This is a genomic window from Lederbergia graminis, assembly GCF_042655485.1.
Taxonomy (GTDB): domain Bacteria; phylum Bacillota; class Bacilli; order Bacillales; family Bacillaceae_C; genus Lederbergia; species Lederbergia graminis.
In genome coordinates, this window is sequence record NZ_JBHSMC010000003.1 from 48290 (window position 1) to 67803 (window position 19514).

Below are 19514 nucleotides of genomic sequence, written 5' to 3' on the forward strand. Positions count from 1 at the left end.
TATTGGATAGAATAAAATAAATTTTATATGCTAAATAAATAGCATCTCCAAAGGTCGATGATATAGTATTATAAAGAAAGATTTATTTTTATGGAATGAATAAAAACACGTTGTTTGTATAATTCATCAATAAATTTTTATAAGGAAGTGCTGATGTGGTAGTTGTGGAGGGTGTATACTATGATGTCGAGCCGTCGTGGAGTGTTAAAAAAGGCTTCGGATTTAACACCATCGTCTACGTTATGGATGGAAAAGTAGTCTACACTATTAATAATAAAAGGTTAACTGTAGAAAAAGGGGAATTCTTGTATATACCTTCACAGGTCGAGCGCTCTTGGATGAATCATCCAGAAGGACCTCATAAAAAATACACGGTCATTTTTTCTTGGGAAAATGACTTTACAGAAATTCCACCATTCTTTAATAAAGAGGCAATCTTTAAGTTTAAGCCTCGAAATACATCTTACTATGAACAAAGGTTAGCATTCTTAAATATTCAGTGGTTAGGAAAACGGAATTTATATGAAGAGTTATCTTGTAATATCACTTTTGAATTAATATTATTAATTTCTCAAGAAAGATTAGAATGGCATACTTCTCCAGTAAAGGAGCGAACAGCCAGGAAGATACAGGAATATATATTAAATAATTATAGAAGAACAATTACAATCGAAGAGTTGGCAGAAGTAGGAGACATTACACCAAACTATGTCACCGTACTTTTTAAAGAGGTAATCGGAATAACACCGATTCAGTACATCCATCAAACTCGTGTGAACGCGGCGTTGAATTTACTTACTACTACAGAGATGACGGTTAGGGAAGTTGCTGAATACTTAGGTTATAGTGATCAAGCCCATTTTAGTCGCATTTTTAAAAAATGGATGGGGACTGCTCCTACAAATATAAAAACTCAATAATGGTACATTTCCACTTGAACTAACATCAGGAAGCTTTTGAAAAGTGAACATATACTTTTCGGAAGCTTCCTTTTTTATTGCTTGCTACGAAAACTATCAGGTGTAACTCCAGTGTATTTTTTAAAGGTACGATAAAAGTAAGGCATACTTGAAAATCCAGCCTGTTTGGCAATCGATTCAACAGTTTCATTGCTTTCCCTTAATTTCTTCTTTATATAAGAAATTCTTTTCGTGATGATAAATTCGTTTACATTTACCCCCATTTTGGATTTGAATACTCTACTATAATGAGCTGAAGAAACAGCTGCTTTTTTGGCTAATCCTACTAGTGTTAAAGAGGTTTGAAAATGATTAGATATATATTCAATGCTTTCCTTTAACCAGGGGATTTGAGAGCTTTTCTTATGTACATTCGTAGGTGTGGAATGGCGATACACACATAATAAAAATCTTTGCAGTAATAAGAGTATGGAAGTTTCAAAGTCTACTAGTTTATTCAATAATTCACTCTTTATTTCATGCAAAATATCCTCCAACACAATGGTTTGCTCTGGCGGAATCGTATAAATAAAGTGTTCTTGCGTGTTAAGAAGTTCATGGAATCTTGGTTCTTTCATTCCAAACATATATTTTAGTAGCTGTGGATGAAAATAAATAATAGATGAAGTAATGAGCTGGTTAGCATCGGGAATCGCAAAATGGACTGTATTTTGCGGAATGATGGCAATATCTCCAGACATCACTGGATAAAATTGACTATCAATATAAAAGTCTCCCTTCCCTTTATGAATAAATATGATTTCATGCCAATCATGTAAGTGGGAAGGAAGCTCCTGTTCAGGCTTTTTTGTATCTTTATCAATGAACCAAATGGGAAGCTCTAGATTGGAGTTTATTTCCTTACGAATTATGTTCATTATGCTCACCTCTGTCCTACATCAAAATAGGGTATAAAACTATCAAAAAAAGCTATTATTGAAACCTATTTTAACTGATATGATGAGAAAAACAATATGTCTTTAACTTTTAGGTGGGGAGAATTATTGAAACAAATATTATGTGAAAAAATAGGTGAATTTAAAATGTTGGATGTAGAAAAACCAACATTGGAAAAAGGACATGCCATCATAAAAATAAAACGGATTGGAATATGTGGCACAGATATCCATGCTTACAATGGTGTACAGCCGTTTTTCACCTATCCAAGAGTATTAGGTCATGAGCTTTCTGGAGTGATTGATGAAATAGATAGTGATGAGGAATCATTAAAAGCTGGAGATAAGGTGGCGATCATACCGTATCGTTATTGTGGTAAATGCAATACATGTAAACAAGGAAAAACAAATTGTTGTCCAAATATTAGTGTGATGGGAGTTCACGAGGATGGAGGCATGCAGGAGTATATCTCTGTTCCCACTTCACATTTGTTACAAGTTAATGACTTGTCATTGGATGAAGCAGCATTGTTAGAGCCCCTTGCAATTGGAGCACATGCAGTTCGTAGAGGAGAAGTGAACTGTAATCAAACAATCGCAGTTGTCGGTGCAGGACCAATTGGACTAGGGATCATGTTATTTGCAAAAGAAGTAGGAGCAAATATTATTGCTGTTGATATTAATGAAAATAGACTAAAGTTTTGTCATGAATGGCTTGACATAAAGCATAGTGTAAATGCAATTCAAAATCCTGTAGAAGCTATCCAGCAAATAACAAACGGGAATATGGTAGATATTGTTTTTGATGCTACTGGTAATAAGAAATCAATGGAACAATCATTAGATTTTATATCGTACGGTGGAAAAGTAGTATATGTTGGTCTAACGAAAGAGACGATCCAATTTCATAACCCGGATTTTCATAAACGAGAAACTACTTTAATGGGAAGTAGAAATGCAACAATAGAAGATTTTCTGAATGTGTATCATATGTTAAAGAATAGTAAGGTGAGTATACAACGATATATAACTCATAGGGCACCATTTCGACATATGTTGGAAGCCTTTCCAACTTGGGTAAATTCCGATGCGAATGTAATAAAAGCGATGGTGGAGTTATAAGTATGGAAAAACATAACGCTTTTCAAAGTAAGAAAGAGGGGGTAATGAAATGCAATCAACACATCTTATCTTAAATGAAAACGATAATGTAGCAATTGCTCTTAAGCACTTTCGAAAGGGAGATATTCTCTCATTACAAGATAACGAAATTGAAATCATAGAGGATATACCTAAAGGGCATAAAATTGCAATACAACCAATGCCAGAGCTCCAACATGTTGTGAAGTATGGATATCCGATTGGCCATGCAAAAAAGTCTATTCAGGTTGGAGAATGGGTTCATACCCATAATGTGCAGACTAATTTAGAGGGAACATTACAATATACGTATCAACCAAGCTTAGAAAGTATAGAGGAAGTTTCTTCTAATCTAACATTTAACGGTTATGTACGTGAAAATGGTGACGTGGGGATTCGTAATGAAATTTGGATTATTAATACAGTAGGTTGCATTAATAAAACATGTGAAATCATTGCAAAATTAGCAAATGAACAATTTAAGGATGAAAATTTAGATGGTGTATACCACTATCCACACTTATTTGGATGCTCACAGCTAGGTGATGATCTCTATCATACACAAAAGATATTAAGTAATTTAGTGCATCATCCCAATGCAGCTGGGATATTAGTATTAGGGCTAGGCTGTGAAAATAACTATATTGAAGAATTTAAAAAAGTAATCGGGGATTACAATGAAAAACGAGTAAAGTTTTTAGAAGTTCAAGCAGTTGATGATGAAATTGAAGACTCTATGGTCCTAATTGAAGAGTTAGTAGATTATGCAACAACATTCAAGCGTCAACCAGTTCCCGTATCGAAGCTGAAAATTGGCTTAAAGTGTGGTGGATCTGACGGTTATTCAGGAATTACCGGGAACCCATTGTTAGGATCTTTTTCCGATATGTTGATTGCCCATGGAGGATCGACGATATTGACGGAAACGCCGGAATTATTTGGTGCGGAACAAATTCTAATGGACAGGGCGCAGGATGAAGAAACATTTCATAAAATCGTCCATTTAATAAATGATTTTAAAGAATATTATATTCGTCATGGACAGAACGTCTATGAAAATCCTTCCCCAGGAAACAAAGATGGCGGTATCACTACACTCGAGGAAAAGTCGCTCGGGAATGTGCAAAAAGGAGGAAATGCTCCGGTAGTAGATGTCCTCCCGTATGGATCGAGAATAAATAAATCTGGCTTAAGTTTATTGCAAGGTCCAGGAAATGATTTGATTTCTGTCACAGCCTTAGCTGCAGCAGGTGCCCAAATCGTTCTATTTACTACAGGAAGAGGTACACCATTTGGCGGTCCAGTACCTACCGTGAAAATATCGACTAATTCAGACCTATATCATAAAAAGAAAAATTGGATTGATTTTAATGCAGGTTCATTAGTAGAAGGTCAGGACAAAGCAGAATTAACAAAGGAATTCTTTGATTATTTGTTAAAGCTTGCATCAGGAGAAGTCAAAACGAATAATGAAAAATTCGGATTTAAGGAGATTTCTATTTTCAAAGATGGTGTTATTTTGTAAGAGAATAGTAGAAGAATTCTAGGAGTGAAACTTGTGCAGATTCTTAATAATTCGTTGCTAAATAATGAGCTTATTCAAGAAGTGAATGATTCTGTCGTAAAGGATTTACCTGAGAAGGTAATTCAATTTGGTCAAGGTAACTTCATGCGTGGATACATTGACTGGATGATCGACGAGATGAATAAACAAGGATTGTTTAATGGAAAAGTTGTTGTCGTTCAACCACGTTCACAAGGACCAACCATTCCATTATTAAACGAACAAGACGGCCTTTACACCCTGATTTTAAGGGGGATTCAACAAAATAGTGTGGTTGATAAACATGAAATTATTACGTCTATCTCACGAGGATTAAATGCTATAAATGAATGGGATGAAGTGCTAAAAGTTGCAGAGTCAGAGGAACTAGAATTTGTTTTTTCTAATACAACGGAAGCAGGTATTGCCTATGTAAAGGAAGATTTTAACATCGGGGAACCACCAAGCTCGTATCCTGGTAAACTAACTGCTTTTTTATATCACCGTTTCTCTACATTTAATGGGAGCGATAATAAAGGGTTAATTATTGTTCCATGTGAATTAGTGGAGGATAATGGGCAAAAGTTGATGGAAATCGTCCGTCAAAAAATAGCCGATTGGAAGTTGCCGAGTGAATTCGCAGAATGGGTGGAGAAACATAATTATTTTTGTCACACACTAGTAGACCGTATTGTAACTGGATTCCCAAAAGACGATTTGGAATATTTTCATCAATTATTAGGATATAAGGATAATTTCCTTACTATTGGTGAACCGTACCATTTGTTTGCAATTGATGCGGATGAGATTGTTCGCGAAAAGTTACCTTTGGACAAGGCTGGTATCAATGTGAAATGGGGAGATATTACACCATATCGAGAAATTAAGGTTAGACTTTTAAACGGTCCTCATACGTTAATGTTTGCAGTAGGCTATTTAGCTGGTGTTGATACAGTACAAGAGGTAATGCAGGACGAAGAATTACTTGCTTTTGTAGAACGTGGCTTTACCGAAATCCTTCCTGTTGTGGACGGGTCAGAAGAAGAAAAAAACGAATTTGCGAAAAACGTAAAAGAACGATTTTTGAATCCATTTACGAAACATTACTTAACGGATATTGGATTAAATTCCATTAATAAATTTAAAACAAGGTTATTACCTGTTATTCACCGTTATTTAGAACAACAAGGTAGTCTTCCAAGCGGGATATGTTTTTCATTTGCTGCACTGTTACATTACTATCGACCAATTCGTGTAGAAGAACAATACTTAATCGGAAATCGAGATGGTCAAGAATATAAAATTCAGGAAGATGAAAAAGTATTAAAGCTATTCTTGCAAGAATGGGAGAAGGTAGCTCATCATCAAAAAACAGTAAGAGATTTCGTGGTAACAATCCTCGCAGAAGAAGAAATATGGGGAGAAGATTTAAACAAGATTCAAGATCTTGTAGAGACAATCACTTTTTATGTACAAGAAATAATGGCAAACGGAATGAGAATGACCGTAAGAAATTATCTAAAATAAAGAAGATCAAAGGAATGCAAGTAACCAAACGACTTGTACAAATGAATATATAGGAGATATAAACCGAGCCATCATTTTAAAAATACGATAGTTCGGTATAATTTTCATTTAGATGTAATGTTCAAACAAAATGGGACTGCCTATTATACGAATTTAAAGATATTAGCGGAGGAAATACACGTAGACTCCTGTGGGATGTACGGTAGCCGGAAGACCCCGCAGGTGCGTTCAGCGCCGAGGAGGCTTCCGAACCGCCCACGGAAAGCGAAGTGTATTTCCGCAGCGCTAGAAAAAGCATAGTTCGTATTTATATTCAGTCCAATTAGTTATGTCCCATCCTCTTCAACTCATTATTTATCATGTCCCTTGGTTTCCCATCGAAATAGAGATTCTATTCCAAATGTTAATTTGATTAATAATCATAATTAAGTCTACATATTCTTTTTCATCGTAATGTTTTCTTACGCGTTCATATAAATCATCATTTACACCATTGTCTGCAATGAGCGTAACGCTTTCTGACAATTCAATTGCCACTCTTTCGGATGGTGTAAATATGTCCGCTTCTTTCCATTTATCTAATTGCTCAATCTGTTCCTCTGGTACTTTTAATTTTCTAGCTGTTTTTGTATGCATGTTCAAGCAATAGGAACAACCATTAATCTGAGAAACTCGTATTTTAATAAGTTCCATTAACTTTTTATCTATCGCTGTACTATTCGTGTATTTTTCCAATTCCATTACTTTTTCCAATGCACTAGGTGCAACCTTGAAGTAATTCATTCTATTATTCATTTTCATCATACTTGCTGCTTTTACCTTACCCTTACTAATAAGATCTGCCATATCCATCCCTCTTCTCATTTAAAAACGATAATTATTCCGAGTATATTTTGAGGTGTTATTGATTATTCATCTTTGATGTGTGACATCTGTACTAATAATAAATGCTACCAATATGGAAGACAGTACTCCATAGGCCTTTTTGTGGATTTATCTTTTCTGTGAAAATTGGTAAGGTGAACATGGATTTTTTTCTTTATACTTAGGGGGAAATAACATGGATAATGATTTTATTGTAAAACCGAAGATGGGTAGAATGGTGATGTTGGCATTTTTAAGTCTTGTTTTTGTCCTGATAGGCTTAGTGTTTCTGTTCGTTCAATTTGATGGAGACACGGTTATACCGAAAGTAATTGGAGCAATAACAGTTATCTTTTTTGGTCTTTGCATGTTGTACTATATTAAAGTGCTCATGAAACCAGAGCCGGCTGTAATTGTGACGAAGGAAGGAATTATAGACCAATCTAGTTATATAAGAGCAGGTCTTGTTAGATGGGAAGAGATTGAGGGAATTGATTTAATAAGTTTTTCAGGTCAAGATTACTTAGGGATTTTCACATTTGACCCAGATCTAATAATTGACCGTTCAAGTGGTTTTAAGAAAATGTTAAATCGAATGAATACAGGGCTGTTGCCATCACAAGTGAACATTCCTGTGAAACTGTTAAACTGCTCCATGGATGATTTAATGAATGCGATTAGTGAGCGGTGGGAAGCAGCAATACAGAATAATACGACTGTCGGACAATGATGAATAATCTAGTAGAAAAAGCCGCTGAGTAGAGGAACTCATGCGGCTGTCTTTGTATACGAAGCTTATTTTTCTCCACCAATTTCAATGAGGATTTTTGCTTGTGAAAGGTCATTAGATAAAGCATGGAATCCTTCTTCTACTACGTCTTGTAAGTTGATTTTCTTTGTAAGTATTGGTTCTACGTTCGTATTTTTATCTCGAAGAATGTCAATTGATTTTTTAAATGTTTCATGTTCATATCCGAGTGATGATGATAATTTCACTCCAGAAGTCATTAATGTAATTGGGTTGAACTCAAAATCTTTCGCATGAATAGCTACGACTACTACATTGCCTTTCGGTTTTGTAGAACTAATTGCAGCATCAAATGTTGCTTTAACACCAGCAACCTCGAGAGAAGCGTCGACACCAGTAGGATATTTTTCTTTAATAAAAGCAACGGCATCGTTGTCTTTTGTGTTTAACACTTCTGTTGCTCCTACTTCTTTTGCCTTAGATAATCGCTCATCTGACAAATCGAATGCAAGAATATTTTTTGCACCTGCTGCTTTAGCTGCTACTATTGCAAATAGGCCAATTGGTCCCACTCCAAAAACAGCTACAGTATCGCCTTCTTTTACTTCAGCATCCTTTACAGCTTGAGCAGCTACGGAAAGAGGTTCAACGAGTGCTGCTTTTTCTAATGATAAGTCATCAGGAATTGGAACAACATTACCTTCATTCGCAACGAAATATTCTGCAAATGAACCATCTGTATGAAGCCCTGCGGAGTAAAACTCATAATAACGGTCTATTTCTGGAGAATGCTTACCTGAAGTAACAACAGGATTCACTACAACTCGATCGCCTTTTTTGAATTTCTGTACATTGCTACCAACTTCTTCTACAACTCCTGAAAATTCATGGCCTAATACAAGCGGAGCCATTTCTCCTGTTAAAGGGTGTGGCTGATCAACTTGAACAAGTAAAGGTCCAATTTCATATTCATGTAAGTCTGTTCCACATATGCCGGTCCAACTAACTTTAACCTTTACATCATTTTCCCCGACAGCTTTTACAGCGCGCTCCTCTACACGCACATCCTTATTTCCATACAGTACAGCTGCTTTCATTTTTTCTGCCATATGAATTCCTCCTATCAATATTGTGAAATATTTCACATGAATAAAGAAGTTTTACTACATCTTTATTATATCGCTAAGTGTTGAAAATCGAGTAAACACAAAAATAGTAACTGATGTTTAAACAACAGTTATAATAGAATTGTCGAGTATTGCTAAAGGAGAATGTTTGATGAAGCAGGATAGAAGAGTACGAAGAACAAGAAAAGCATTGCAAGCTGCCTACCTCAGGTTATGTAAGTTGTATCAAGAAGATGAAATTTCTGTATCGATGATCACGGATGAAGCGGATATTAATCGAGCTACATTTTATATGCACTTTACAAATAAGGAAGATTTTATTGAAGAAATGTTATATGACCTTCTTACTGGTCTTGAAGATGCTATTATTACTGCCTTTCAACATCACAGTACGATAAACATAAATAAACTCACACCAACGACTGAAGTTATCTTTCAATATATAGAAGAGAATATGGAAGCTTTGCAGGCTTTATCTAAGAGTCATGATGATTTTATGAAGAGATTTGAGCAATTGTTTCATCATATCTTTACCGAAAGGATCTATATAGAAACAAAATCGCCTAAGGACAACTTAAACTATGATATCTTTATCCATTATCAAACAAAAGCAACGCTAGGGCTTATCCAATATTGGATTATTTCAAATTCCAAGTATAGTAAAGAATACATGATGGATCAACTAACACTGCTCTCCAATACACAAATAACAAGCTTACAATTAAAAAGTTAAAGGATTCTGGGAAAAAAGAATATAGATCATATTAATATCCAAACTATTACTTTCTATAAGATCTTTTGCATGAAGTTTTTACTGTTAAAGTTCATTGTTGTTAACAACTTAGTTGATTGTAGCGGATGTACACGAGACTCCTGCGGGAATAGCTGAGGCCGTGCCCGCGGAAAGCGAGTGTACAGGAGCGAAAATCAACAACAGAGTTTAACAGAGCTTAAATTTTATACCAGTCACTTTTGATTTGTTTAATACCATTTAGCAAAAACAATTTGACAAAGAAAGAAATGCGTTATATAATTATCTCGAAACTGAGATATTAAATAAGGGGGATATACATGACCCAATCAACCGCTCAAGAAGAGGAACTATCCCTTAAGTTATTTGTAGTGTTAACTCGTACGCTACAATCTATAAAAAAGCGTGCAGAAGAAGATATTAAATGTTTAGGATTAAATCCTACGGAGTTTGCAGTTCTAGAATTGATTTATCATAAAGGGGAACAACCGATTCAAAAAATAGGAGAAAAAGTCTTAATCGCTAGTAGTAGCATTACGTATGTAGTAGATAAATTAGAGAAGAAACAACTATTAGTGAGAAAACCTAATCCAGATGATCGACGAGTTATTTTTGCAGCTATTACTGAAAAAGGGATTGCATTAATGGAAGAGATGTTCCCGAAACATAAAATCGCTATACAAGAAATCCTTGCTGGTTTAAACACGAAAGAAAAAGAGAATATGATTCAGCAATTGAAAAAACTAGGCTATTACGCAGAAAGTAATAACATTCGTTAAGGAATATCTTTAAAACTAAAATACAAGAACCGCTAACCAATTAATTAAAATTGGTTTTAAAAATATCCAATATCTCTAATTAAAGATATTTCACTTCATAGTAATGGGGCTTAGAATGCCGAAATGAACAAATACTACCGAAAAAGGAGTGCATGTAAATGAAGAAAACAGAAGGAATACACCATATTACCGCAATCGTTGGTCATCCACAGGAAAATGTTGATTTTTATGCTGGAATCTTAGGATTACGATTAGTAAAGAAAACTGTTAACTTTGATGATCCTGGTACGTATCACCTTTATTTTGGAGATAACGGTGGGAAGCCAGGAACGATTATTACATTCTTCCCTTGGGCAAACGCATATCAAGGTAAGATTGGTGGCGGGCAAGTAGGGGTTACGACGTATGCTATTCCTACTGGTGCAATGTCTTTTTGGGAAAAAAGATTAGCTAAATTTAATATTAAGTTTACAAGGTCAGAACGATTTGGAGAAGCATATCTTCAATTTGAAGATTTTCATGGGCTACAGTTGGAATTAGTGGAACGAGCAGAAGGGGAGACGAATAACTGGACGTTTGGTGATGTTACCCCTAGTGTAGCAATTAAAGGATTTGGTGGTGCCATCCTATACTCTGTTAATCCAGCCGAAACGATACAAACATTGCAAGATATTATGGGGTTGGAAAAGGTTGGGGCAGAGGGTGAACTCATCCGCTTCCAATCTTATGGAAATATTGGAAATATAATTGATGTTATCCAAACGCCAGTAGAACGTGGAGAAATGGGCGTTGGCACCGTTCATCACATCGCATGGCGAGCAAAGGATGATGAAGATCAATTAGATTGGCAACAATTCGTTGGAAATAACGGATATGGTGTAACAACGGTAAGAGACCGCAATTACTTTAATGCGATATATTTCCGTGAACATGGAGAAATTCTATTTGAAATTGCTACAGATCCCCCAGGATTTGCACATGATGAGTCTTATGAAACAATGGGGACTGAGTTAAAATTACCATCACAGTATGAAAAGTTTCGTGAAAGACTTCAACATAAGTTAATTCCAATTAACGTTAGAGAACTAGAGTAGGAGGGATACCATTGTTATCCTTTAATCCGAAAGATAATACAGAACGAGAAAATTATAAATTACTAATAGGAAGTATCATTCCTAGACCAATTGCTTTTGTTACAAGTGAAGCAGCAGATGGAACCGTAAATGGTGCGCCATATAGTTATTTTAATATCGTATCATCTAACCCGCCTATGCTCTCGATTGCCATTCAGAGAAAGAATGGTCAGTTAAAAGATACTGCGAGAAATATATTGGAGAAGAAAGAGTTTGTTGTTCATATCGTTGATGAGAATAATGTAGAGAAGATAAATGAAACAGCAGCATCTTTGCCTCCAACGCAAAGTGAAATAGAAGCGGCTAAGTTAAAAATTATTCCGAGTGAAGTAGTGTCTGTTCCAGGTGTTGCAGAATCGAAGGTGCGGATGGAATGTGTACTAGAGAATTCTATCGAACTTGGAGAAGATGGTGCAATCGGAGCGGATCTTATTATCGGCAAGATTGTTAGATTTCATATAGATGAACAAATCTATGATGAAGGCAGAATTATTCAAAAGGAACTTGCAGCAGTTAGTCGTCTAGCAGGTGCCGACTATGCCAAAATTGGAAATGTATTTTCCTTGGATCGACCAAATTAATTAGTGATGAAGGGAAGATAAAGATGTTACAAACATCAGGAATTCATCATCTTACAGCAATCGTAAATGATCCTCATATAAATGTTGAGTTTTATTCAAATGTTTTAGGACTAAAGCTTGTGAAGAAAACGGTAAATTTTGATCGACCAGAAGTGTACCATTTATACTTTGGAAATAAACAGGCAGACCCTGGTACAATCATTACTTTCTTCCCATGGAAGAACCTTGCAAAAGGACGAATTGGTACAAAGCAGGTTGGTGTTACAAGCTATATTATTCCTCCAAATTCAAGTGATTTTTGGGAGAGGCGGTTACAAGCTAAGAATATTCCAACTACAAAAGCTAATCGGTTTAATGAAACATATATCCAGTTAAAAGATCCAGATGGATTGGAAATAGAACTTGTTGAGCGTGATGTGGAGTATGATGGCAACCCACGCTCGGAAGAAATACCTTCCGAATATGCAATAAGAGGATTTGCTGGAGCGGTTCTTTATTCTATACATCCTGATAAGACGAAAGTTGTGCTACAACATGTATTAGGGATGGATCTCGAAGGTGTAGATGGTGAATATGTTCGTTTTAAAACTTCTGCTTCATTAGGGAACACGATTGATATTAAACTATCACACTCTGTTAGAGGATTAGCCGGCGCTGGAACTGTTCATCATATCGCATGGCGAGCGAAGAATGAAGTGGAGCTACAGCAATGGAAAGAGTTGCTTCAGGCAAAAGGATATGAGCCTACAGAAATAAAGGATCGCAATTATTTTAAAGCATTGTATTTTAAAGAAGATGGAGAGATCCTCTTTGAAATTGCAACAGATTCGCCAGGGTTTACGGTCGATGAGAATATAAAGGAACTAGGTACAAGGTTAATGTTACCTAGTTGGCTAGAGGGAAAACGACAGGAATTCGAGAAAATACTACCACAATTATAAAAATACTGGAGGACAATTAAATGAATCAACTTAAAGGTGTACACCATATTACAGCAATTACAAGTAGTGCCGAAAAGGTTTATGATTTTTTTACGTATGTATTAGGGGTACGTTTAGTAAAGAAAACAGTTAACCAAGATGATATCCAAACATACCATTTGTTTTTTGCAGATGATGTAGGTGGTCCGGGAACAGATATGACGTTCTTTGATTTTCCTGGTATTCCAAAGGGAGTACATGGTACAGATGAGATTTATAAAACATCATTCCGTGTTCCAGATGATAAAGCGTTAGAGTATTGGGTAAAACGTTTTGATCGTCTGAAAGTAAAGCACAAAGGGATTCAAGAGCAATTTGGTAAGAAGGTACTACCATTTGTTGATTTTGATGACCAACAATATCAATTGATTTCAGATGAAATTAATAAGGGAGTTGCCTCAGGGATTCCATGGCAAAAAGGCCCTATCCCATTAGAATTTGCAATAACTGGACTTGGACCTGTCGTTATACGTGTTTCTAATTTTGATTACTTTAAAGCGGTGCTGGAACAGGTTTACATGTTCCGAGAAGTGAATCAAGAAGGTTCCAATCATTTATTTGAAACAGGTGAAGGTGGAAATGGAGCTAGTGTTATTGTCGAGTATAATACGGTCCTTCCAAGTGGTCGCCAAGGATATGGAACGATACATCATGCGGCATTCCGTGTAGAAGATCGAGCTGAATTGGATAGCTGGGTTGAACGCTATCAATCATTCCGATTACCAAATTCAGGATTTGTAGAACGTTATTACTTTGGTTCTTTATATGCTAGGATTGCTCAAGGAGTACTATTTGAACTAGCAACAGACGGTCCTGGATTCATGGGAGATGAACCGTATGAAACTCTAGGTGAGAAATTATCACTCCCACCATACTTTGAGGAAAAAAGAGATGAAATTGAAAGATTAGTTCGTCCAATAGATACAGTTAGAAGTACAAAAGAATTTGAGAAGGAATATGAAGATTAATTAGACAAAAGGAGGATGAATGGAAGATGAAACATATATTTAAAAAAGGAAAAGATGCAACGAATCCAACACTATTATTATTGCATGGTACAGGAGGTACAGAACAAGACCTTCTACCTTTAGCAGATAAAGTTGATCCAAAAGCTAATGTTCTAAGTGTACGAGGAAATATTTTAGAAAATGGAATGCCACGATTCTTCAAGCGCCTTGCTGAAGGTGTGTTTGATGAAGAAGACCTAGTTTTTCGTACAAAAGAACTAAATGCTTTTCTAGATGAGGCAGCTGAAAAGTATGAATTTGACCGTAATAATATAATTTCGATCGGTTATTCAAATGGTGCTAATATTGCAGCTAGCCTTTTATTCCATTATGAGGATGCTTTAAAGGGTGCTATTTTGCATCATCCGATGGTACCGAGAAGGGGTATTGAACTTCCGAACCTATCTGGTAGAGCAGTCTTCATTGGTGCTGGTACGAACGATCCGATATGTCCAGCGCAGGAATCAGAAGATCTTGCTTCATTGCTAAGAGGAGCGGGGGCAGATGTCCAACTTCATTGGGAAAATCGAGGTCATCAATTAACGTTCACGGAAGTAGAAGCAGCAAGAGAATGGTATTTGAAACTATAAATTAAAAAATAAACCAAAGTTTTGTTGGGAAATGAGCCAAACTACTTAAGTTGGCTCATTTTTTTCATTATTTCTTTAATAATGATAATTTCATATACGGTTGAAACGACATGGAGAACCTGTTATCATGAGGCGGGCACGAAAATTATTGCCGAAAATTGTCGAATAATTTCATTATCTCCTTTTTGAAATTGTCCAACTTTTTCAAAAGGTATGTATAGTCCGTATGCATGGATATTGTGATAATTAATATTTTAGGAGGTTCATAATTTTATGGCAAAAAGAAAAAGAGGACTATTTTTAAGGTCCTTAGATCGGATAGAAGTTGTCGGGAATAAACTGCCACATCCAGCAACGTTATTTGCTATGTTGGCACTTTTGGTTTTGCTACTTTCAGCTGCGCTACAACCGCTTGGTATTAGTGTAGAACACCCTGGTCAAGAAGGGACTATGGTAGAAATCAAAAACCTTCTAAGTGCAGAAGGAATTCAGTATATTTTTACGAACATGACGACTAACTTCATAGGCTTTGCGCCATTAGGTGTTGTGCTTATTACGATGTTAGGTATAGGTGTAGCGGAACGAACAGGGCTAATTAGTGCCTTGTTAAGAGGATTTGTACTTTCCGTTCCGAATAGATTTATTACGTTAGGTTTAGTTTTTGCTGGTATTATGTCTAGTGTTGCTTCAGATGCAGGCTATGTTGTATTACCACCACTAGGTGCACTCATCTTTGCTGCACTTGGTAGACACCCACTCGCTGGGTTAGCTGCTGCGTTTGCCGGAGTTTCTGGTGGATTTAGTGCTAATCTATTATTATCTGGTACGGATGCGATGTTAGGGGAGATGACAATTGCAGCTGCTGCAATTATTGACCCGCAATATGCAGAAAATATGAACATCGCAATGAACTGGGCATTTATCGCAGTATCCGTATTTGTATTAACTTTTGTAGGTGCTTGGGTAACGGAGAAAATTGTAGAGCCTAGACTTGGTGCATACAATGGAGATCAAAAAGAGGAATTAAAAGGTCTCCAAGCAATTGAGAAGAAAGGTCTTATATGGGCTGGTATTTCAGCCGTTGTCGGATTAGTACTTGCATTATTACTTGTAATACTTCCAGATGCACCGTTACGCGGCACGGAAGGTGATACAATGGCTCAAATCGTTCAATCACCTTTTATGAAGTCACTTGTACCAATTATCGCAATTTTATTCTTTATCCCTGGTCTTGCTTATGGGATTGTAACGAAATCCATTCGTAGTGATAAAGATGTTGCTAAACAAATGTCCGATACGATGGCTTCGATGGGAACATTTATTGTTTTGGCATTCACTGCCGGGCAGTTTGTGGCATTTTTTAATGAATCTAATATGGGCCTAGTTCTAGGTGTGTATGGAGCAGAATTTTTAGGTAGTGTTAACTTAACGGGTATTCCGTTAATTATCTTGTTTATTCTTATTACAGCGTTTATTAACTTATTTATCGGAAGTGCATCCGCGAAATGGGCGATGATGGCACCAGTCTTTGTGCCAATCATGATGCGACTTGGGTATTCGCCAGAACTAACACAAATGGCATATCGGATTGCTGATTCGTCTACTAATATTATTTCACCATTGATGACATATTTTGCGATTATTATCGCATTTGCACAGAAATACGATAAGAAAATGGGAATAGGTACCTTGATTTCTACAATGGTTCCATATTCTATGTTCTTCCTTATCACCTGGACAATTATGCTTATAATTTGGATGTTACTTGGTCTCCCACTTGGACCAGGTGGCCCATTGCATTATTCACTGTAACTTTTGAAGGATTAAACGAAAAAATGATTCCAATTGGGATTGTGGATAACTAAGATTCTAAAAACTTGTAGATCGAAAATGAAAGCCAAACTATTTCTTGATTTAGATTCAAGATAGTTTGGCTTTTCTCTTTTGAAGAGTTTCTGAATAACGGACATTCTAATTAGTTAGTAATATCTGCAGCTGGATCCATATATGTCTCATCTGCCAATTTATCTAATTGGCTTGCATAATCTTCTATTTTAATATTACCTTCTAATGCATTAGTGAGTAATAGTGAAACATTTGCATTTGGCTCATCACCGATTGCCACTCCAGTCGGTGCATTCCATCTGGCATCTGTATATCCAGGTACAGATTTCGTGATGGTAACGACAGCATTTTCGATATCCTTAAATGCTTTTTGTAATCCTGGTACTGTAACTAATTCGAAGTATCTGTCGAGTACTTCTGTATTATTTGTTAGAGGTAGTGTACTTACTGCTTGTCCAGTTTCTTCGGCAATGTCCATGCGTTTCATAAATCCTTCTTTTCCAAATGACATCCATTTGATGAAAGTATAGGCTTCTTCTGGATGTTTCGTCGTTTTTGAAATTCCCATAAAATCATTACCAACAACAGGTCTTTCACCGGGTACACCAATGAAGTCCCACTCAAAGTTTGCATTTTGTAGCATATCTGGTATTGCCCAGCTACCATCATATTTCAAACCGATTCCACCATTTGCCCAAACCTCGCCAGCATTTTCCCCATAGAAATATGCTTTTTGCTCATCACTTAAATTTTCATAAGCATTCCCGTTTGTTACTAATGAACTTGCAAAATTTATTCCATTAATAAATTCCTTACTATCTAATTGTTATGTTCCATCATTATATGTAAACCAACCCATCTCATCATTTACAGCACTAGCATAATATTCGAAGATAGAATTTGCACTGTTAAGCCCAACGACCCCATCATTAATACTTGTAATTTCTTTAACAGCAGACGAAAATTCTTCCATGGTCATTCCGTATTGTGGATAGTCCAAGTTCGCATTGTTAAAAAGATCTTTGTTTACAAAGTATCCAAGCATTAATTGGGCAACTGGTAACGCCTTGATTTTCCCACCAAATCTAACAGACTCTCTAACAGGTTCAGATATTCCAGCATAATCTTCGTCATTTGCTGTTAACTCATCCAAATCTAGTAACCAATCATTCGCAACAGCCGGGGGAACTTGTGCTAACATAAACACATCTGGCATAGCCCCTGCACTTGCCTGCGTTGCTAAAGCAGTATTCCAGTCACCAGTTATGGACTCATCGATTTCAATGTTGATATGTGGATATTCTTCTTCAAACGCTTCAATCATGCGGCGTTCTTGGTTCATCTCTTCTTCTGTACCAAGATTCCAGTTTGCATAACTTAATGTAATTTCATCTTTTTTTCCTTTTGAGTTATCCCCTGAACTCTCTGCGCTTGATTCATTTCCACAAGCTGCTAATACAAAAATCATGGATAAAATACCAAAATACGTCAATAATTTCTTCAAAAGTATCACTCCTATTTGGGGTTGATTTCAAGGTTGAGATTCTGCAGAATAACTCAGTCACCTTTTCGAAACGTTTCGATAAGCTAACAATGCTAAGTATATTACGAGTTTAATTGACCATACAACCACAATAACCAAATCTTTACAATCTTTACTTTTGCTTAATATGTGATTTCTGATCGTTATACAAAGGGGATTGTCATATATAGTGAGTTCCAATGAACGGTGAAAAATATGGTGAATAATGTCGATTTTGATGATATCTTATAGAAGAGTAACCAAATAGAAACATAATTAAAAGAGGTGTGTTTTTTTGAAACTTAAATGGGGAATTGTTATATCTTTGCTCTTTATTATTACTGCCGTAGGAGCATTTTTCATTGGAGAAAGGTCATCTACTTTTAATAAAAAGGAAGTTGTAAGTTTTAGTGGTAAAACGTTGACTTTAGATAATATTTCAATAGATATCCAAGATGATATTAAATTTATTTCCGAACGCATAGAGATAAGGGAAGAACAAGAAAGAATAGAACAAGAAAAAGAAAGATTGCGCTTAGAAGAGGAAAAGCGGAAAGAGGAAGAAAGATTACGTCTAGAGGAAGAGAAGCGCAAAGAAGAAGAGAGATTACGTTTAGAAGAAGAGAAGCGTAAAGAGGAAGAAAGGCTGCGTTTGGAAGAAGAGAAACGCAAACAAACGGAAATAGCAACACAAGAAAGCTCGAAAAAAGAAAGTAAGCAAAAGACAGAAGAAAAAACGATCGAGCAGCCAAAGCAACCTGAGAAGAAAACACCAAATTATTCAGGAATCGTAGCTTATGAACGAGAAGTTGTGAAATATACAAACATCGAAAGAGTAAAAAATGGGTTACCAGAACTGAAGATAGATAACGAGTTAAGTAAAGTAGCATGGTATAAATCAAAAGATATGGAGACTGTCGGATATTTTGATCACACAAGTCCAACATACGGATCTCCTTTTGACATGATGAGTGATTTTGGCATTCATTATACTGCTGCAGGGGAAAATATAGCTTATGGATACCCGACGGCAAAAAGTGTAGTAGATGGATGGATGAATAGTCCTGGCCATAGAGCAAATATATTAAATGAAATGTTCACACATATTGGCGTTGGTTATGTGCAAGACGGGCATTATGCAACACAAATGTTCTTAAGAAAGTAAAAAGTAGTGTCAGACTTGAGGAAAGTAGAAACCTATGTCTGACACTTTGATTCTTAAAAGAACTGTATCTTATGTACTATGAATATATTACAATATATGTATATAATCTTTAAAATACAATGAAATAGGTGAGGGTATTGAAGCTGGCTTTGATTGCAGTGGTAATTATCGCTGCTATTGCACTTCTATTAACAATACAGGCTGGGAGATCTTTAGAGGATAAATATAGTAACGAAAAAAGTTTTTCAAATCTTTCAATCATTTATGTTTTATTGTTTCCTGTTTTTGTTGTCGTAGTTATCATAGCTGCTATTGTCATGTAAGGAGTTTAACAATTAGAGAAATCTGTTTTCACTT

The 19514-nt window shown here is 36.0% G+C and carries 18 protein-coding genes and 1 pseudogene; 15 read left to right on the top strand and 4 right to left on the bottom strand.

The window, feature by feature from the left end; all coding sequences use genetic code 11:
- Positions 1 to 155: 155 nt before the first annotated feature.
- On the top strand, positions 156 to 920 hold the full coding sequence (locus tag ACFPM4_RS04765) for a helix-turn-helix domain-containing protein (RefSeq protein ID WP_382348340.1): 765 nt from the start codon (positions 156 to 158) through the stop codon (positions 918 to 920).
- 74 nt (positions 921 to 994) lie between these two features.
- On the opposite strand, the gene ACFPM4_RS04770 is transcribed toward ACFPM4_RS04765, so the two are convergent.
- Complete coding sequence (locus ACFPM4_RS04770; protein WP_382348343.1) at positions 995 to 1837, bottom strand: helix-turn-helix transcriptional regulator; 843 nt, start codon at positions 1835 to 1837, stop codon at positions 995 to 997.
- Positions 1838 to 1963: 126 nt separating this feature from the next.
- Between ACFPM4_RS04770 and ACFPM4_RS04775 the strand changes: the two genes are divergently transcribed.
- The 3 genes from ACFPM4_RS04775 to ACFPM4_RS04785 are packed head-to-tail and all read left to right on the top strand — an operon-like array spanning position 1964 to position 6065.
- Complete coding sequence (locus ACFPM4_RS04775) at positions 1964 to 2977, top strand: zinc-binding alcohol dehydrogenase family protein (protein ID WP_382348346.1); 1014 nt, start codon at positions 1964 to 1966, stop codon at positions 2975 to 2977.
- Between the two features lie 49 nt (positions 2978 to 3026).
- Positions 3027 to 4520, top strand: a complete 1494-nt coding sequence (locus tag ACFPM4_RS04780; protein ID WP_382348349.1) for a UxaA family hydrolase — start codon at positions 3027 to 3029, stop codon at positions 4518 to 4520.
- 33 nt (positions 4521 to 4553) lie between these two features.
- A complete protein-coding gene (locus tag ACFPM4_RS04785; RefSeq protein ID WP_382348352.1) occupies positions 4554 to 6065 on the top strand; it encodes a tagaturonate reductase in 1512 nt (503 codons plus the stop codon).
- A 357-nt stretch (positions 6066 to 6422) separates the two neighbouring features.
- On the opposite strand, the gene ACFPM4_RS04790 is transcribed toward ACFPM4_RS04785, so the two are convergent.
- The gene (locus tag ACFPM4_RS04790) at positions 6423 to 6860 is read right to left on the bottom strand and encodes a carboxymuconolactone decarboxylase family protein (RefSeq protein ID WP_382348920.1); all 438 of its coding nucleotides are present in this window, start codon (positions 6858 to 6860) and stop codon (positions 6423 to 6425) included.
- A 265-nt stretch (positions 6861 to 7125) separates the two neighbouring features.
- Between ACFPM4_RS04790 and ACFPM4_RS04795 the strand changes: the two genes are divergently transcribed.
- Positions 7126 to 7659: an STM3941 family protein gene (locus tag ACFPM4_RS04795; RefSeq protein ID WP_144922535.1), complete on the top strand. Its 534-nt coding sequence runs from the start codon at positions 7126 to 7128 to the stop codon at positions 7657 to 7659.
- A gap of 65 nt (positions 7660 to 7724) precedes the next feature.
- Here the strand turns inward: ACFPM4_RS04795 and ACFPM4_RS04800 are convergent, their stop codons facing one another.
- Entirely contained in the window at positions 7725 to 8774 is a 1050-nt protein-coding gene (locus tag ACFPM4_RS04800; RefSeq protein WP_382348923.1) for a 2,3-butanediol dehydrogenase, read from the bottom strand.
- Between the two features lie 181 nt (positions 8775 to 8955).
- On the opposite strand from ACFPM4_RS04800, the gene ACFPM4_RS04805 reads away from it, so the two are divergent.
- From ACFPM4_RS04805 to ACFPM4_RS04840, 8 genes are all read left to right on the top strand, one after another.
- Complete coding sequence (locus ACFPM4_RS04805) at positions 8956 to 9537, top strand: TetR/AcrR family transcriptional regulator (RefSeq protein ID WP_382348356.1); 582 nt, start codon at positions 8956 to 8958, stop codon at positions 9535 to 9537.
- Positions 9538 to 9875: 338 nt separating this feature from the next.
- Entirely contained in the window at positions 9876 to 10334 is a 459-nt protein-coding gene (locus ACFPM4_RS04810) for a MarR family winged helix-turn-helix transcriptional regulator (RefSeq protein ID WP_382348360.1), read from the top strand.
- A gap of 158 nt (positions 10335 to 10492) precedes the next feature.
- A complete protein-coding gene (locus ACFPM4_RS04815) occupies positions 10493 to 11428 on the top strand; it encodes a ring-cleaving dioxygenase (protein WP_382348363.1) in 936 nt (311 codons plus the stop codon).
- An 11-nt stretch (positions 11429 to 11439) separates the two neighbouring features.
- The gene (locus ACFPM4_RS04820) at positions 11440 to 12048 is read left to right on the top strand and encodes a flavin reductase family protein (protein WP_382348366.1); all 609 of its coding nucleotides are present in this window, start codon (positions 11440 to 11442) and stop codon (positions 12046 to 12048) included.
- A 23-nt stretch (positions 12049 to 12071) separates the two neighbouring features.
- Positions 12072 to 12989, top strand: a complete 918-nt coding sequence (locus ACFPM4_RS04825; RefSeq protein ID WP_382348369.1) for a ring-cleaving dioxygenase — start codon at positions 12072 to 12074, stop codon at positions 12987 to 12989.
- 20 nt (positions 12990 to 13009) lie between these two features.
- Positions 13010 to 13996, top strand: coding sequence for a ring-cleaving dioxygenase (locus tag ACFPM4_RS04830; protein WP_382348372.1), 987 nt, complete (start codon positions 13010 to 13012; stop codon positions 13994 to 13996).
- 26 nt (positions 13997 to 14022) lie between these two features.
- Positions 14023 to 14625 carry an alpha/beta hydrolase gene (locus tag ACFPM4_RS04835; RefSeq protein ID WP_382348375.1) on the top strand — a complete coding sequence of 201 codons (603 nt, stop codon included), beginning with the start codon at positions 14023 to 14025 and terminating at the stop codon, positions 14623 to 14625.
- A gap of 273 nt (positions 14626 to 14898) precedes the next feature.
- Positions 14899 to 16437 carry an AbgT family transporter gene (locus ACFPM4_RS04840; protein WP_382348378.1) on the top strand — a complete coding sequence of 513 codons (1539 nt, stop codon included), beginning with the start codon at positions 14899 to 14901 and terminating at the stop codon, positions 16435 to 16437.
- A 163-nt stretch (positions 16438 to 16600) separates the two neighbouring features.
- Here ACFPM4_RS04840 and ACFPM4_RS04845 read toward each other — a convergent pair.
- Positions 16601 to 17938: pseudogene (locus ACFPM4_RS04845) on the bottom strand (ABC transporter substrate-binding protein).
- 349 nt (positions 17939 to 18287) lie between these two features.
- Between ACFPM4_RS04845 and ACFPM4_RS04850 the strand changes: the two are divergent.
- Positions 18288 to 19157, top strand: a complete 870-nt coding sequence (locus ACFPM4_RS04850; protein WP_382348381.1) for a CAP domain-containing protein — start codon at positions 18288 to 18290, stop codon at positions 19155 to 19157.
- A gap of 137 nt (positions 19158 to 19294) precedes the next feature.
- Positions 19295 to 19480: a hypothetical protein gene (locus ACFPM4_RS04855; RefSeq protein ID WP_382348384.1), complete on the top strand. Its 186-nt coding sequence runs from the start codon at positions 19295 to 19297 to the stop codon at positions 19478 to 19480.
- Positions 19481 to 19514: the final 34 nt, after the last annotated feature.